Genomic DNA, 14938 nt, shown 5'->3' on the forward strand with positions numbered 1-14938 from the left:
CCTTTCCCTTTCTTTTTTTATTTGAAAGACCTGCGTCTTCTCAATCTTTTAAACTTCTAAAATCCATCTCTCAGGCGTACTGAATTACGATTCACAATTTCAGGATCCAATTCAGTCACTTTTGGTACCGGCATTCCTTTCATCATTTCAAGCATTTCCAATGCTGCTATTTTACCCAGATCTCTTACTGGATTTTTTGCAGAAGTAAGCGGAACTTCACAATAATTTGCCAGATCCGAATCATCAATTCCGATGATAGACAAATCCTCCGGAACCCGGATCCCCTGCTCGAGACAGACCGCAACCAACTTCGTTGCCACTTCATCATTGTAGCACACACACGCAGTACATCCTTGCAATCGTCTGAGGATCCACCCTGCATCTTCCTTCATATGTCTGACTTCTTCCGTATCGATCCAGATTACCTGCATTCCTTTAATTTTGATGTCTGCCTCCATCAACGCTTCCACATATCCGGCATATCTGTGGTGTCCCTGCCCGTCATCAGCCTTGAAAATCGCACCGATATTACGATGTCCGCACTTAAGGAGATGATTGGTGACCATCTTTCCTGCCAGTTTATCATTCAAAGATACATGCGGAATATCAAGTCCCGGATAATAACTATTAATAAAAAGAACCGGGATTCCTTTATTCATAATTTTTCTGTATATATCTAAATTTGGATTGGGAAGTCCGCTCTTGGTCGTCTCAGCGATCAGGCCGTCCACCATATTCTTTTCCAAAATATTTTTCAAAACAAACCTTTCTTTTTCGACCGCATTGTTCGTAAAAGAAATCTGCAAACCATATCCCGCGCGGGATAACTCATTCTCAATCTGTTGTATAATAGAAGAAAAAATATATTTCTGAACATAGGTTGTCATAACAGCAACCTGCATGGTTTTTTCTTCTTTTTCTTGTACATTTACTGTGGCTTTGATATAGGTACCACTTCCTCTTCGCCTCTCCACAATGCCTTCTTCTTCCAGAAGTGCAATTGCATGGCGAACTGTCTGACGGCTCACACGAAAATGTGCGCACAATTGATGTTCCGATTCTACGCGATCACCGGGCTTCAATTCTCCGCTTTCCAAACGCATTTTCAGCCACCTTAAGATTTCTTCATATTTGGCCAGTAACTCTTCCATAGTTATCTGTCCCCCTTTGTATCAGGGCGAAGCCCAGACAAGCTTCGCCCGACATTCATCTTAATAATTATTTTTTCTTCTTGTTAGAAAGTATATCGAATGTTACAGCTCCAAGAAGTACAAGACCTTTTACTACTTTCTGAAGGTCTGTAGAAAGTCCGATCAAGAACATACCATTGTTCAAAACACCCATAACGAATGCTCCGACTACAGCACCGATTACAGTACCGATACCACCGGCTGCCGCTGCACCACCGATGTAGCAGGATGCGATCGCATCAAGCTCGAATCCGTCGCCGGCCTTCGGTGTAGCGGATGCGTTACGTGCTGATAATACGATACCAGCAATAGCTGCAAGGAATCCCATGTTTGTATATACCCAGAAGAATACTTTTCTGGTATCAATACCGGAAAGTCTTGCAGCCTTTGCATTACCACCCAATGCATAAATCTGACGACCCGGTACCGTCTTACTTGTAATGAAATGGTAAATACCAACAATAACAGCCATAATAATGAGCACAATTGGAATACCATTGTATCTTGCAAGTTTGTAGAAGAAGAACCATACGATTGCAATGATAATTGCAAGTTTTACAATTGTCTGCCATGGAGTAACAATTGCAAGACCGTATTTCTGTCTTGTCTTAATAGATTTTAATTCTGATAAAATGATCAGGGCTGTTGCAACAATTGCAACGATAATACATACGATATCAAGTGTACCTGATCCCATCTGGATTTTATTTGTAATAAAGAAACCAGCACCAACCTTTACATATGCATCCGGAAGCGGTCCTACTGTCTTTGATTCAAGAAGTGTGTATGTAAGACCACGGCCAATAAGCATACCTGCCAGAGTAACTACGAATGGCGGGATATCAAGGTAGGCAATAAAAAATCCGTTAAATGCACCAAAAGCAGTTCCAACAAGGATAGTAATAAGGAAAGCAAGCGGAATGCTCATGCCATTTTCAACTACCAATTTTGCAGCAATTGCACCACAGAGTGCGACATAAGAACCAACACCAAGGTCAACGTTACCAGTTAATACACAAAGCAGCATACCGGTTGCAAGAATGACAACGTAACTGTTCTGCATGATCAGGTTGTTCATATTCATAGGTGTTGCATTAATTCCACCTGTCATGAAATAAAAGATAATATAAATTGCAATCAAAGCAAATACCATACCGAATTGCTTTAAATCAAGATTAACTGTTTTTTTCTTCTCCATTGTTATTCCCCTTTCCTGTTATTATGCTGCATAATGCATTTCATAATCTTTTCCTGAGATAACTCTTCTTTTGATAATTCTCCTGCGATCTGTCCTTCGTTCAGTACATAGGTTCTATCACAGGTTCCAATGATTTCCGGCATTTCAGAAGAGATAACGATGACCGCTTTTCCAGCCTTTGCCAAATCATTAATTGCACAATAAATCTCGTATTTTGCACCAACGTCAATACCACGGGTAGGTTCATCCAGAATCAGTACATCCGGCTCTGTCAACATCCATTTCGACAAAACTACTTTCTGCTGGTTACCACCTGACAAGGAACCAACCGCCTGGTCAATGGAGTTTGCTTTGATGTTAATGAGCTTTTTGTATTTCTCTGCCGCAAGCACTTCTTCATTGGCATTTACAATACCATTCTTAGAGAAGAATCCACGAAGGGCAGCCAATGTCATGTTCCATTTAATGTCATTGATCAATACAAGTCCATATGTCTTTCTGTCTTCAGAAGTATATGCAATCTTATTAGCGATTGCATCTCTTACATTCTTGATCTTAACTTCTTTTCCGTGCATAAAAATCTGTCCGGAAATTTTCTGACCATACTCACGTCCGAAAAGACTCATTGCGAACTCAGTTCTTCCTGCCCCCATCAGACCAGCAAGTCCTACAACCTCTCCTGCACGAACTTTAATATTCACATTCTTCAGTACCTGACGGTTCGCATCTTCCGGATGGAATACATTCCAGTTTTTCACTTCCAGGACAACATCTCCGATCGGGCATTCCTCCGGATTTCTTTCCGGATAACGGTTTGTCAGCTCACGGCCAACCATTCCCTTAATGATACGGTCTTCTGAAAAATCATCAATTCCTTTTGTAAGAGTTTCAATCGTGTGTCCATCACGGATAACAGTGATAGCATCTGCGACATAGCTGATCTCATTCAGTTTGTGTGAGATGATGATACATGTAATTCCCTGTTCTTTCAGTTTCAGCATGATCTCCAAAAGCTGTGCACTTTCTTCATCATTCAATGCTGCAGTCGGTTCATCCAGAATCAACAGATCAACCTTTTTAGCAAGCGCTTTTGCAATCTCGATCAGCTGCTGCTTTCCTACACCCAACGTGTTGATCGGCGCATCCAGATTTTCGTTGTAAAGTCCAACCTTTTCCAGCATTGCCTGGGCTTTATTATGCGTCTGTGTCCAGTCAATAACTCCCTTCATAGAAGTCTGCTCATTTCCCATAAAAACGTTTTCTGCGATAGAAAGATATGGGCTAAGTGCAAGTTCCTGATGAATAATTACAATACCTTTTTTCTCACTGTCCTTAATGTTGTGATTTTTCACGATTTCTCCGTTATAAACGATATCACCAGAATATGTACCGAACGGATAGATACCGGATAATACATTCATCAAGGTTGATTTTCCAGCACCATTTTCACCGCAAAGTGCATGAATCTCACCGCGTTTAACCTTAAGGTTTACATCGTCCAACGCCTTTACGCCTGAGAATTCTTTGGTGATATGGTTCATTTCCAGAATGTAATCAGACATTTTCTCAGCTCCTTTTCTTTTATATTTCCAAAGCCTTGCGGCTTCGTTTTCAAACTCAAACTCCCCCTGCTCATGCCTGAGGTTTCTTCTGTTCCCCGAATCACTTCCAGGGACTTTACTTCGTAATAAGGATTTCAAAAATCAGGGCGGCAGCAATATCGCCGCCGCCCTATCTTAAACATTATTCAGATTATTCTGCGTTCTGAATTTCTTCTTCTGTGTAGTATCCACTGTCTACTACGAGTTCTTTGTAGTTATCTTTATCAAGAGCTACTGGTTCGCAAAGGTAAGAAGGTACAACCAATTTGCCATTGTCGTATGTTTCAGTATCGTTGATTTCCGGTTCTTTTCCTTCAAGCACTGCCTGAACCATTGTTACACATTTTTCTGCAAGAAGTCCTGTGTCTTTGAAGATTGTAGCTGTCTGTTTACCAGCAATGATATTCTTAACTGCCATAACTTCTGCATCCTGTCCTGTGATGATTGGCCAGTTTTCTTCAGTATATCCAGCACCTTCAAGAGCAGCTTTGATACCATATGAGAAGCCATCAAATGCTGAGCAGCAGATGTCAAGATCTTCGTCTGCATAGAATCCTGATAAGTAGTTCTCACAGTTCTGCTGAGCTGTTTCCTGAGACCATCTTAAGATACATGTATCCTCGAATGATGTTCTTCCTGATTTGCATACAAGCATTCCATTGTCAAGATACTGCTGAAGGACGCCCATAACACCTTTGTGAAGAAGAACTGCGTTGTTGTCGTCCGGAGATCCCATGAAGAATTCAATTGTCTGAGGCTCTGTGGCAGTCTTAAGTCCAGCTTTTTCTTCGATGTATTCACCAATCTTTCTACCAACACCTTCATTATCGAAAGATGCATAGTAGCTTACTGCATCTGTATCCATTAACAGACGGTCATAAGCGATAACCGGGATGTCATTGGACTTAGCCTGAGCAAGTACGTTAACCAGAGCTGAAGAGTCGATAGCTGCAACAACCAGGCAATTAGCACCTTTAGCAATCATGTTCTCAATCTGAGAAACCTGTGCCTGAACATCGTCTTCTGCGTACTGAAGGTCTACTTCATATCCGATTCCCTCCAGTTTTTCTTTCATGTTCTTACCGTCTCTGATCCATCTCTCTGAGCTCTGAGTCGGCATTGCCACACCTACTTTTTTACCATTGCTCTCCGTCTTGCTTCCGCTGTCTCCGCTTCCACCTTCTTCAGACTTGTTACCGCATCCTGTAAACGCAAGCGAAAGTGCCATAACTGCTACAAGAGCTACACTGAGAATTCTCTTTTTCATGCTTCTTTTCCTCCTTTAAATTCTCTTAATGAGCGGATTACAAATTTTTTGTTGAATTTGTATAGTTTTCCGTCTCATCAATTTTGTTTATGGTATTAATATACAACACAACTTTTCATTTAGCAAGACGTAATATATTACAAAATCAAGTACAACTTTTTGTACAAATTTTAAACTTGTATTTATTTGTATATAAGTTGTATGTATACATATTTTATTTTTTTCGCGGCAATACATCAAAATATGTACAAAAACTATAGTATTATTTCTACGTTTTTTTACTTGACATGATATTATTAAGAAAATCTGTATTAATCCATACATACAAAACAATTCTATTAAAAAAGCCACAAAACATCTCTCTTATATTTTCCAGATGCTCTGCAGCTTAGTTTTTATATTCTATTCCTATATCAACTACTATTCTATTGTCGTTCTTCAATCGCCATGATCATATCCACTCGATCCTGATGACGTCCGCCCTTGAATTCTGCATTCAGCCACTCATCAAGAATCATCTTTGCAGTCTCTATACCAATGACTCTTGCACCAAATGCAAGTATATTCGCATTATTATGTTCTCTTGCCATTCTTGCTGTATATGGTTCCGAACATACGGCAGCCCGAATACCATGTACTTTATTCGCAGCAAGTGAAATTCCCAGACCTGTTCCGCAAATCGCAATTCCCAATTCAACTTCTCCATTTACAACTGCATGCGCAATCTTTTCGCCGTATTCGGGATAATTGCAGCTTTCATATGAATCTGTTCCGTAGTTTATGACTTCGTAACCTTTCTCAACCAGGTATTCGACGACCTGTTTTTTCATGTCAACAGCAGAATGATCATTCGCAACTCCTATTTTCATATTAACATTCTCCTTTTTTCATACTCAAAATGATTTTACAAGCTAGTTTTATTATAAGCATACAGTTCTTCGTAGTCAAGAATGTGAAATAAAGAGTTTAATATGATCTTTTTTCTATAACTTCTTCAAGATCGTTATTGATATCGTAATAGCTTTCTTTCACATATTGCTTTTTATCAATATTGATTCCTGCCTCTAATTTTTGAATAATTTCAGCTGTTTTGGGTGCTAGAAAAGGTGTACATTCAAAAGATATATTGATTTTCCCTTCCTGCACTGCTTCAAGGCCTTCTCTACTCGCATCAAAAGAAATTAGAATGACATCCCCGTCCGATCCTGAACTCATATTTTTTTCTCCCAGTGCATCAATTACGCCCATGGCCATTTGATCGTTTTCCGCTATAACAACATCTATTTTATCCTCATTTTCAAGAAACATCAACATGACTTCTTTTGCAGTTGTTCTATCATTTTCAGCTGTTTGCTGTCCTACGATTCTCCAGTTTGAATGCTTTCCGAGTATTTTCTGATATCCTTCCGCTCTCTCCATTTGCTCCGGCGAACCGATACTCCCCTGAATCATCGCAATGTCCAATTCTTCTTCGTCCTCGGCTTTATCTTCTTTATCCAGATGATCTTCAAGCCATTTCAGTGCCTGTTTACCTTGTTCTTCATAGTTACTTCCAATCCAGCATTCATACATGGAAGCATCGCTTTCATCAATCTGCTGATTGACAAGAATAACGGAACTTCCAGCGCGTTTTACGTCTTCCAGTGCTTCTTCCCATCCCATTTCCGCAACCGGATTCAACAAAATATAGTCCACGCCTTCTTCCGCAAATGCACGAATAGCCTCAATCTGTTTTTCCTGATCATTTCCGGCATCCTTAAATAAAAATCTATATCCGTTTTCCTCTGTAAAGATTGATTGAAAAGATTCTGTATTTGCCTCTTTCCACGCAGAGTCCTCTCCTCCCTGAACCATTCCTACCGTTATTAGATAATCAAATTCTTCCTGCTGTCCACTTCCATTTCTTCGTTCTCCAGTGCATCCAAGTCCAATTTTTGAAATTGCAAAGGCTAAACATATTGCCGTCATAAGAGCAGCTGTTTTCCATTTCATCAAGGTTCACCCTTTCGCAAATATTATTTCAAATTTGAAAAGACCGCACATCATTATGATATGCGGTCACATTTTTATAGTTAAGTTCTATACTAATTCGATAAGAACTTCCATTGCAGCGTCACCTTTACGCTGTCCAATTTTAATAATTCTTGTATATCCACCATTACGATCTGCATATTTCGGCGCAATTTCTGTAAACAGTTTATCTACAAGATCTACTTCTTTCGTATTTTTTCTTCTTCCTGCTGCAGCAGTCGGTACTTCTGTTACAGGATAAAGAACTTTGAGCATCTGACGTCTTGCATGAAGTCGTGACGGATTATCCTTTTTGATTGTCTTTTCAACTTCATCGTAAACGGTTACTCTCTTACCGTCAACAACTTCTTTTACTCTCTTTCCGTCTTTGTCTTTTCTTGCAACTTTCGCTTTGATAGTTACTTCTTCATAATTATCTTTTTCTTTTACAGCAAGAGCAATCAGGCCTTCTGTAATCTTGCGGATTTCTTTTGCCTTAGCTTCTGTTGTTTTGATCTTTCCATGCTGAAGTAACATCGTTACCTGATTTCTTAATAAAGCTTTTCTCTGACTTGATGTTCTGCCAAGTTTTCTATATTTTGCCATTTTCTTAATCCTCCATTTATTTGGGACATATCACGTGCTTCTTTGGACTTACCGGGATATGCCATCTGGTTATGCTTTCATCGGGCTTACTAGCCAGATAGTTACCTGAAAGGCAGAGCCATATGCTCTATTCCTCTCCCTGACTTAATTCCAAGCCAAGTTCTTTTAATTTAGCCAGAACTTCTTCGAGTGATTTACGTCCGAGGTTACGAACTTTCATCATATCTTCAGGCGTTCTGTTTGTAAGTTCTTCTACCGTATTGATACCTGCTCTCTTCAGACAATTGTATGAACGTACTGAAAGTTCAAGTTCATCAATACTCATTTCAAGTACTTTTTCTTTTTCATCATCTTCTTTTTCAATCATAACTTCTGCAGCCTGAGCTACTTCAGAAAGATCAATAAATAATTTCAGATGTTCATTGAGTACTTTTGCTGCCAGACTGACTGCTTCATCCGGCAAAAGTGTTCCATTAGTCCATACATCCAACGTAAGCTTATCAAAATCTGTGATCTGGCCAACACGCGTATTCTGTACTGTAAGGTTTACACGTTCAACCGGGGTGTAAATGGAATCAATCGGAATCACGCCAATCGGCATATCTTCCGTCTTATTCTTGTCAGCGCCCACATATCCCCTTCCCTTTGTAATGGTCAGTTCCATGTAAAGCTTGCTGTCAGTTCCGCCATTCAATGTAGCAATCACTGTATCAGGATTCATGATTTCAATATCAGAATCAGCCTGAATATCTGCTCCCGTTACGACACCTTCACCTTCAAACTCAATATAAGCCGTTTTCGGTTCATCTGTTTCGGAAGTATTCTTGATTGCCAGGGATTTCAAATTCATGATGATTTCAGTTACATCTTCCTTAACTCCAGGAATGGAGCTGAATTCATGCAGTACACCGTCGATTTTAATCTGGCTGATTGCTGCACCCGGTAAAGAAGAAAGCATAATTCTTCTCAAAGAGTTACCCAACGTCGTACCATATCCTCTTTCCAAAGGTTCTACTACGAATCTGCCATATTTTTTATCTTCAGAAATTTCTGTAATTTCAATATTTGGTTTATTAAAATCAAACACTATTTTGGTCCCTCCTTATGGGTTTTTGAATGTTGAGGGTTGCTTTGTCCCGGACCCTCCTCCCTGCAGGATAGCCGGGTATTCTTTTCAACAGCACCTTAACGAACCCGAAAATCAGGTTCGTTAAGTACTGCATCTTCTTAAATGAATGCGTTTTATTTAGAATATAACTCGACAATCATCATTTCGTCTACCGGAACATCAATTGCTTCGCGAAGCGGAAGTTCTTTTACCGTTCCCTTTAAAGCTTCCGGATCTGCTTCAAGCCAATCCGGAACCATGCGTCCAGCAGTCACTTCCATAATGTCTTTGTATCTCTGAAGGCTCTTCTTTCCTTCTTTGATTTCGATAACATCACCGGCTTTGATCTGGTATGATGGAATGTTTACCTGTTTTCCATTCACAAGTACATGCTTATGATCCACAATCTGTCTTGCTTCACGTCTTGTTCTGGCAAATCCGAGACGGAAAATTACGTTATCCAGTCTTGATTCAAGAAGAACCATCAGGTTATCACCTGTCATACCTTTCATACGATCTGCTCTTTCAAAGTAGTTTCTGAAAGGTTTCTCTAATACACCATAGATAAATTTAGCTTTCTGCTTCTCGCGTAACTGCAGACCATACTCGCTCATTTTTCTATTAGATCTTTTCAACTGTCTGTTAGACTTTTTATCAATTCCTAAATATACCGGATCCATTCCTAATGAACGGCATCTTTTCAGAACCGGAACTCTATTTACTGCCATGCTCTTTATCCTCCTATAATAATTCGACTAGACTCTTCTTCTCTTCGGTGGGCGGCATCCATTGTGCGGTACCGGTGTTACGTCTCTGATGCTTGTTACATCAATTCCGCATGCCTGAAGTGCACGGATTGCTGCTTCTCTTCCTGAACCAGGTCCTTTTACGAATACATCTACTGATTTAAGACCATGAACTAAAGCTGCTTTAGCTGCCGTCTCTGCTGCCATCTGAGCTGCATAAGGAGTAGATTTCCTTGAACCTCTAAATCCCAGACCACCTGCACTTGCCCATGATAAAGCATTTCCCTGAGCATCTGTCAAAGTAACGATTGTATTATTGAAAGATGACTGGATATGTGCCTGTCCGCGTTCAACGTTTTTCTTGACACGTTTTTTTGTCACTTTTTTTGTAACTTTTTTAGCCATAATAAAACTAACCTACACTTTCCTATTATACTGTTATCTGTTTCTCAAATTATTTCTTTTTGTTTGCAACTGTTCTCTTCGGACCTTTTCTTGTTCTTGCATTCGTCTTTGTCTTCTGACCACGAACAGGAAGTCCTTTTCTGTGACGGATTCCTCTATAGCATCCGATTTCCTGAAGTCTCTTGATGTTCAGCGCGATCTCTCTGCGGAGATCACCTTCTACCATCTGAGTTTCGTCGATTACTGCACTGATTTTCTTAACTTCGTCATCTGTTAAGTCTCTGCAGCGGGTATCTGGATTAACTCCAGCTTCTGCAAGAATACGGTTTGAACTTGTTCTACCGATTCCGTAGATATAAGTCAATCCGATTTCTACACGTTTGTCTCTTGGTAAGTCTACACCTGCAATACGAGCCATTTGTGATTTCCTCCATTTGATTCATTTTTTGATACTGTCTTAAATTGAGGCTGAGGGTATCCCGTTATCAAAAGCACCCTACCGGACATTCCTTCACCTTACATGACTTGTCCGATATACCAGCCCAGATGCGTCGGTATTCGCATCCTTTCCGGCAACCGATCTATCGGCTAATGACCGCCGGTATTGTAAGCAATATACTTGAAACCACCGCTTTAGCTTTATGGCAGATGGGGTGTTTCCCTGTATATTTGAAATAGCATCCAACGCCCTACACACTTCCAGGCGTATCGTGCTATCAGCCGCCTAATTCATTATAAACATTCGTCATTATCCCTGACGCTGTTTATGTTTCGGATTTTCGCAGATAATTCTGACGCTTCCTTTTCTCTTGATAACTTTGCATTTTTCGCAAATCGGTTTTACTGATGATCTAACCTTCATGTCAAATCCTCCTTTCATACCTTGCCAGTTTGCATTTTCCCACCACTGTCTATTAATACCCGACAGCAGTTCGCCTAATATTATAGCATTACACAAAATATAAAGTCAATAGTTATTTTACTTATCTCTCCAGATAATTCTTCCTTTTGATAAATCATATGGCGAAAGTTCCAATGTTACTTTATCTCCCGGTAAAATTTTAATAAAATTCATACGAAGCTTTCCGCTGATATGTGCCAGGACCTGATGACCATTTTCGAGTTCTACCTGAAACATTGCGTTTGGAAGTTTTTCAACAACCGTCCCTTCAATTTCAATTACATCTGCCTTTGACATATTAAGATTCCTCCTTCATTCCTGTCAGTGATTTGCTGTACTCTTTCAATATCCTTTTTACTTTTTCATCATCTGCTGAATTAATTTCATGTTTTATCCGAATAAGCTGCACATGCTTTTTCTTTTTCTTTTTTGGATTATCTGTTTTTCTGTTTTTTCCGTCTGACAGATATACATATGCATCTTCTATCTTAGTAATGACATAAACTTTTTCTTTATCATGCCCCGCCAGTGACCTGGCAAGCATACCTTCTTCCCATCTTTCCATATCTTCGCGCCTCATCATGTTACACAGACTTACTTTATTTTGCCGCCAAGTGTCAAAAGTATGGGCTCTCCCTTTGTAATCAGCACTGTATTCTCATAATGTGCCGAAAGCTTCCCATCTCGCGTCACAACCGTCCAATCATCATCCAGCCATCTGACTTTCTCAGTACCAAGATTGATCATAGGCTCGATCGCAAGGGTCATTCCGGCTTTTAATTTAGGTCCGCGTCTCATCATCGGAAAGTTCGGGATTTCAGGATCTTCATGCAGGTGGGTTCCGATTCCGTGTCCGCAAAGTTCCCTTACTACTCCATAACCAAATCCGGCAGCATATCTTCCTATTGCACCGGAAATCTCAAATAAATAATTGCCTTCTTTTGCATATTTTATTCCTTCAAAAAAGCTTTGTCTGGTCACTTCGATCAGTTTTTTTGCTTCTTCACTGATTTCTCCTACTGCATGCGTCCTTGCCGCATCTGAATGATACCCCTTATAAATAAGTCCCGCATCCAGACTTACAATGTCTCCCTCCTGAATGATCCGATTTCGTGATGGAATTCCATGAACAACTTCTTCATTAACCGATACGCAGATAGATGCAGGATACCCGTTATAATTCAGGAAAGAAGGTTCGCAGCCGTAGCTGCGAATCACTTCCTCTCCAATTGCATCAATGTCCAGTGTTGTCATTCCCGGCTTTAATGCTTTTTCCATCTCCTCATGTACGATTTCCAGAATCCTTCCGGCCTGGGTCATCAGTTCAATTTCTCTTTCTGATTTAATCGTAATTGCCATGAGCTATTCTCCCAAGATAGAAACAATGGCAGCAAATACGTCTTCCATATCTACTGTTCCATCTACAGTTTTTAAAATGCCTTGATTCGTATAATACTCGATCAGCGGCTGTGTCTGTTCATGATATACGCCAAGACGTTTCAGAACAGTCTCCGGTTTATCATCATCACGCAGAATTAATTCACCGCCACATACATCACAAATTCCTTCCTGTCTGGTCGGTGCATATTCAAGATGATATGTAGCGCCACATCCCACACAGGCGCGTCTTCCGCCCATGCGGCGAACAATATTTTCATCCGGAACATCTACATCGATAGCATAATCCATTTTCTGTCCCTGGGCAGCAAGCGCTTTATCCAGTGCTTCTGCCTGAGGAATTGTTCTCGGAAAACCGTCAAGTACATATCCATTCTCACAATCTTCTTGATTGACACGATCTACTACAAGATCCACAACAAGTTCGTCCGGAACGAGAAGTCCCTGATCCATATAAGTCTTTGCTTTCTTTCCAAGTTCCGTACCGTTTTTGATATTTGCCCTGAAAATATCTCCGGTTGAAATATGCGGAATTCCATATTTTGCCGCTATTTTCTTAGCCTGAGTTCCTTTTCCTGCTCCAGGAGCACCTAACATAATAATCTTCATACTGCTACCTCCTTTTTTAACATGTTCAAATAGCTCGTTGCAATTTATCTATTATGTAATGATAAACAACAACGAGCCACTGTGTTCTAAAATCCAAGGAAACTGTTCTTCATTGCATTTCCTTTGTTATTTAAAAATCCTGTATAGTTTCGTACGAGCATCTGTGATTCAATTTGTTTCACAGTTTCAAGTACAACACCAATAATAATGATCAAAGATGTTCCACCGAACGATACCTGCGCTCCAAATACTCCATTAAAGAAGAACGGAATCACCTGCACAATTACAAGACCACACGCACCGATAAAGATAATATAATTTAAAATCTTCGTCAGATAATCTACAGTAGGCTTACCAGGACGAATACCTGGAATAAATCCGCCGCTTTTCTTCATATTATTCGCAATTTCAAGTGGGTTAAATGTAATGCTCGTATAGAAATATGCAAAAAATACTGTCAATGCAATGTATACGATCAATCCCCATGAATATTGAAGATGAGACGGGTTACACCAGTTTCCTGAATTTAATCCACGAAGTATTTCACTTCCAATGCCAGTTCCATTGCCTTTTCCTAAAAAAGAAGCAATTACAATTGGAAACTGCATAATAGATGAAGCAAAAATAACCGGAATAACTCCTGCTGTATTTACTTTAAGCGGAATATTTGTTGACTGTCCGCCAACACTTCTTCTTCCCTGTACTTTCTGAGAATACTGAACCGGAATTCTTCTTTCTGCATCCTGCAGCACAACTGTAAACACTACAAGTGCAAGAATAATTGCCAGAATGATAAACGCCGCAAGCCCACCTTTTGCAAGGCCTTTACCTTTGACAAAAGTTTCATACAACGTAGTCAGATCACTTGGTACACGCGACAGAATATTAATTAAAAGAACGATAGAAATTCCGTTTCCTACGCCCTTCTCCGTAATTCTCTCACCTATCCACATCAAGAATGCAGAACCAGCTGTCAGTGTCAGAACTACGATTGCTGCATTTACAAAATTGTATTCTTCCAGAAGTCCCCGACGTCCAAAACCAACTGCCATGGCAGTTGATTCAATCAGAGCCAGACCAACTGTTACATAACGTGTAATCGTAGCAATTTTCTTTCTTCCGTCTTCTCCCTCTTTCTGCATCTCTTCCAATTTCGGAATTGCAATCGTGAGGAGCTGCATGATAATGGAAGAAGTAATATACGGTGTAATACTCAATGCGAAAACGGACATCTGTTCAAAAGAACCACCGGTGAAAGCATTAAAGAAATTAAATGTTTCACCGGTCTGATTTGCAAAGAAATCCTTAATGTAGTTCGGGTCAACTCCCGGGGTAGGGAGTTGTGACCCGAGGCGTACTACAAACAACATCGCAAGGGTATACAGTATTTTTTTCCGTATATCTTCAATTTGAAATGCCTTACGGAATGTCTGTAGCATTAGATCACCTCTGCTTTTCCACCAACTGCTTCAATCTTTTCTACAGCACCTGCACTAAATGCATCTGCCTGAACAGTAAGCTTTTTGGTTAACTCTCCATTTCCAAGAATTTTAACACCATCTCTAGGATTCTTAACGATTCCTGCTTCGATCAAAGTCTCAACGGAAACAACTGAATCATTTTCAAATACTTCTAAAGCACTGACATTAATTCCTACGATTGTCTTAGAGTTTCTGCATGTGAAACCTCTCTTAGGAATACGTCTGTATAATGGCATCTGACCACCTTCGAAACCTGGTCTGGTTGCTCCAGAACGGGCTTTCTGACCTTTGTGTCCTTTTCCGGCTGTCTTACCATTTCCTGAACCGTGTCCACGGCCTCTTCTGAAATTATCGCTATGTTTTGCTCCGTCAGCAGGTCTTAAATTTGATAAGTCCATTGTGACACCTCCTTATCTAT

Annotated in this window: 18 protein-coding genes; all 18 read right to left on the minus strand. The window is 40.1% G+C overall.

Annotation, left to right across the window (positions count from 1 at the left end):
• Nucleotides 1–56 precede the first annotated feature (56 nt).
• Nucleotides 57–1151 (minus strand): GntR family transcriptional regulator, encoded by a 1095-nt coding sequence (locus ACTNA4_RS08060; RefSeq protein ID WP_427818802.1) that lies wholly within the window; start codon nt 1149–1151, stop codon nt 57–59.
• Between the two features lie 67 nt (nt 1152–1218).
• Nucleotides 1219–2388, minus strand: coding sequence for a multiple monosaccharide ABC transporter permease (gene mmsB / locus ACTNA4_RS08065; protein WP_427806720.1), 1170 nt, complete (start codon nt 2386–2388; stop codon nt 1219–1221).
• A gap of 2 nt (nt 2389–2390) precedes the next feature.
• A complete protein-coding gene (mmsA, locus tag ACTNA4_RS08070; RefSeq protein WP_427806719.1) occupies nt 2391–3950 on the minus strand; it encodes a multiple monosaccharide ABC transporter ATP-binding protein in 1560 nt (519 codons plus the stop codon).
• A 190-nt stretch (nt 3951–4140) separates the two neighbouring features.
• On the minus strand, nt 4141–5256 hold the full coding sequence (gene chvE / locus ACTNA4_RS08075) for a multiple monosaccharide ABC transporter substrate-binding protein (RefSeq protein ID WP_441019134.1): 1116 nt from the start codon (nt 5254–5256) through the stop codon (nt 4141–4143).
• Nucleotides 5257–5681: 425 nt separating this feature from the next.
• On the minus strand, nt 5682–6125 hold the full coding sequence (gene rpiB, locus ACTNA4_RS08080; RefSeq protein WP_427806717.1) for a ribose 5-phosphate isomerase B: 444 nt from the start codon (nt 6123–6125) through the stop codon (nt 5682–5684).
• A 97-nt stretch (nt 6126–6222) separates the two neighbouring features.
• Entirely contained in the window at nt 6223–7248 is a 1026-nt protein-coding gene (locus ACTNA4_RS08085) for a substrate-binding domain-containing protein (RefSeq protein ID WP_427818801.1), read from the minus strand.
• 87 nt (nt 7249–7335) lie between these two features.
• Nucleotides 7336–7872, minus strand: a complete 537-nt coding sequence (locus ACTNA4_RS08090) for a bL17 family ribosomal protein (RefSeq protein ID WP_427806715.1) — start codon at nt 7870–7872, stop codon at nt 7336–7338.
• Between the two features lie 127 nt (nt 7873–7999).
• A complete protein-coding gene (locus ACTNA4_RS08095; RefSeq protein ID WP_427806714.1) occupies nt 8000–8959 on the minus strand; it encodes a DNA-directed RNA polymerase subunit alpha in 960 nt (319 codons plus the stop codon).
• Nucleotides 8960–9114: 155 nt separating this feature from the next.
• On the minus strand, nt 9115–9708 hold the full coding sequence (gene rpsD, locus ACTNA4_RS08100) for a 30S ribosomal protein S4 (RefSeq protein ID WP_427806713.1): 594 nt from the start codon (nt 9706–9708) through the stop codon (nt 9115–9117).
• A 27-nt stretch (nt 9709–9735) separates the two neighbouring features.
• A complete protein-coding gene (rpsK, locus tag ACTNA4_RS08105; RefSeq protein ID WP_016223756.1) occupies nt 9736–10131 on the minus strand; it encodes a 30S ribosomal protein S11 in 396 nt (131 codons plus the stop codon).
• A gap of 49 nt (nt 10132–10180) precedes the next feature.
• Entirely contained in the window at nt 10181–10549 is a 369-nt protein-coding gene (gene rpsM, locus ACTNA4_RS08110; RefSeq protein ID WP_427806712.1) for a 30S ribosomal protein S13, read from the minus strand.
• 330 nt (nt 10550–10879) lie between these two features.
• Nucleotides 10880–10993 carry a 50S ribosomal protein L36 gene (gene rpmJ / locus ACTNA4_RS08115; RefSeq protein ID WP_005339020.1) on the minus strand — a complete coding sequence of 38 codons (114 nt, stop codon included), beginning with the start codon at nt 10991–10993 and terminating at the stop codon, nt 10880–10882.
• Nucleotides 10994–11110: 117 nt separating this feature from the next.
• Nucleotides 11111–11329: a translation initiation factor IF-1 gene (infA, locus tag ACTNA4_RS08120; RefSeq protein ID WP_004607275.1), complete on the minus strand. Its 219-nt coding sequence runs from the start codon at nt 11327–11329 to the stop codon at nt 11111–11113.
• A gap of 1 nt (nt 11330) precedes the next feature.
• On the minus strand, nt 11331–11597 hold the full coding sequence (locus tag ACTNA4_RS08125; RefSeq protein WP_427806711.1) for a KOW domain-containing RNA-binding protein: 267 nt from the start codon (nt 11595–11597) through the stop codon (nt 11331–11333).
• 29 nt (nt 11598–11626) lie between these two features.
• Nucleotides 11627–12391, minus strand: a complete 765-nt coding sequence (gene map, locus ACTNA4_RS08130) for a type I methionyl aminopeptidase (protein ID WP_427806710.1) — start codon at nt 12389–12391, stop codon at nt 11627–11629.
• Nucleotides 12392–12394: 3 nt separating this feature from the next.
• On the minus strand, nt 12395–13039 hold the full coding sequence (locus tag ACTNA4_RS08135) for an adenylate kinase (RefSeq protein WP_427806709.1): 645 nt from the start codon (nt 13037–13039) through the stop codon (nt 12395–12397).
• Nucleotides 13040–13125: 86 nt separating this feature from the next.
• Nucleotides 13126–14478, minus strand: a complete 1353-nt coding sequence (secY, locus tag ACTNA4_RS08140; RefSeq protein ID WP_441029557.1) for a preprotein translocase subunit SecY — start codon at nt 14476–14478, stop codon at nt 13126–13128.
• On the minus strand, nt 14478–14918 hold the full coding sequence (gene rplO / locus ACTNA4_RS08145) for a 50S ribosomal protein L15 (protein ID WP_427806707.1): 441 nt from the start codon (nt 14916–14918) through the stop codon (nt 14478–14480). Before rplO ends, secY begins: the two co-directional genes overlap by 1 nt.
• Between the last annotated feature and the right edge of the window lie 20 nt (nt 14919–14938).

Source organism: Bariatricus sp. HCP28S3_A7 (assembly GCF_052066375.1).
In the GTDB taxonomy this organism is placed as follows: Bacteria; Bacillota; Clostridia; order Lachnospirales; family Lachnospiraceae; genus Allocoprococcus.

Excerpts from the sequence above, each read along its gene's own strand:
- ACTNA4_RS08060 (WP_427818802.1), bottom strand. The coding sequence starts at position 1,151 with ATGGAAGAGTTACTGGCCAAATATGAAGAAATCTTAAGGTGGCTGAAA.
- mmsB (WP_427806720.1), bottom strand. The coding sequence starts at position 2,388 with ATGGAGAAGAAAAAAACAGTTAATCTTGATTTAAAGCAATTCGGTATG.
- mmsA (WP_427806719.1), bottom strand. The coding sequence starts at position 3,950 with ATGTCTGATTACATTCTGGAAATGAACCATATCACCAAAGAATTCTCA.
- chvE (WP_441019134.1), bottom strand. The coding sequence starts at position 5,256 with ATGAAAAAGAGAATTCTCAGTGTAGCTCTTGTAGCAGTTATGGCACTT.
- rpiB (WP_427806717.1), bottom strand. The coding sequence starts at position 6,125 with ATGAAAATAGGAGTTGCGAATGATCATTCTGCTGTTGACATGAAAAAA.
- ACTNA4_RS08085 (WP_427818801.1), bottom strand. The coding sequence starts at position 7,248 with ATGAAATGGAAAACAGCTGCTCTTATGACGGCAATATGTTTAGCCTTT.
- ACTNA4_RS08090 (WP_427806715.1), bottom strand. The coding sequence starts at position 7,872 with ATGGCAAAATATAGAAAACTTGGCAGAACATCAAGTCAGAGAAAAGCT.
- rpsD (WP_427806713.1), bottom strand. The coding sequence starts at position 9,708 with ATGGCAGTAAATAGAGTTCCGGTTCTGAAAAGATGCCGTTCATTAGGA.
- rpsK (WP_016223756.1), bottom strand. The coding sequence starts at position 10,131 with ATGGCTAAAAAAGTTACAAAAAAAGTGACAAAAAAACGTGTCAAGAAA.
- rpsM (WP_427806712.1), bottom strand. The coding sequence starts at position 10,549 with ATGGCTCGTATTGCAGGTGTAGACTTACCAAGAGACAAACGTGTAGAA.
- rpmJ (WP_005339020.1), bottom strand. The coding sequence starts at position 10,993 with ATGAAGGTTAGATCATCAGTAAAACCGATTTGCGAAAAATGCAAAGTT.
- infA (WP_004607275.1), bottom strand. The coding sequence starts at position 11,329 with ATGTCAAAGGCAGATGTAATTGAAATTGAAGGGACGGTTGTTGAAAAA.
- ACTNA4_RS08125 (WP_427806711.1), bottom strand. The coding sequence starts at position 11,597 with ATGGAAAGATGGGAAGAAGGTATGCTTGCCAGGTCACTGGCGGGGCAT.
- map (WP_427806710.1), bottom strand. The coding sequence starts at position 12,391 with ATGGCAATTACGATTAAATCAGAAAGAGAAATTGAACTGATGACCCAG.
- ACTNA4_RS08135 (WP_427806709.1), bottom strand. The coding sequence starts at position 13,039 with ATGAAGATTATTATGTTAGGTGCTCCTGGAGCAGGAAAAGGAACTCAG.
- secY (WP_441029557.1), bottom strand. The coding sequence starts at position 14,478 with ATGCTACAGACATTCCGTAAGGCATTTCAAATTGAAGATATACGGAAA.
- rplO (WP_427806707.1), bottom strand. The coding sequence starts at position 14,918 with ATGGACTTATCAAATTTAAGACCTGCTGACGGAGCAAAACATAGCGAT.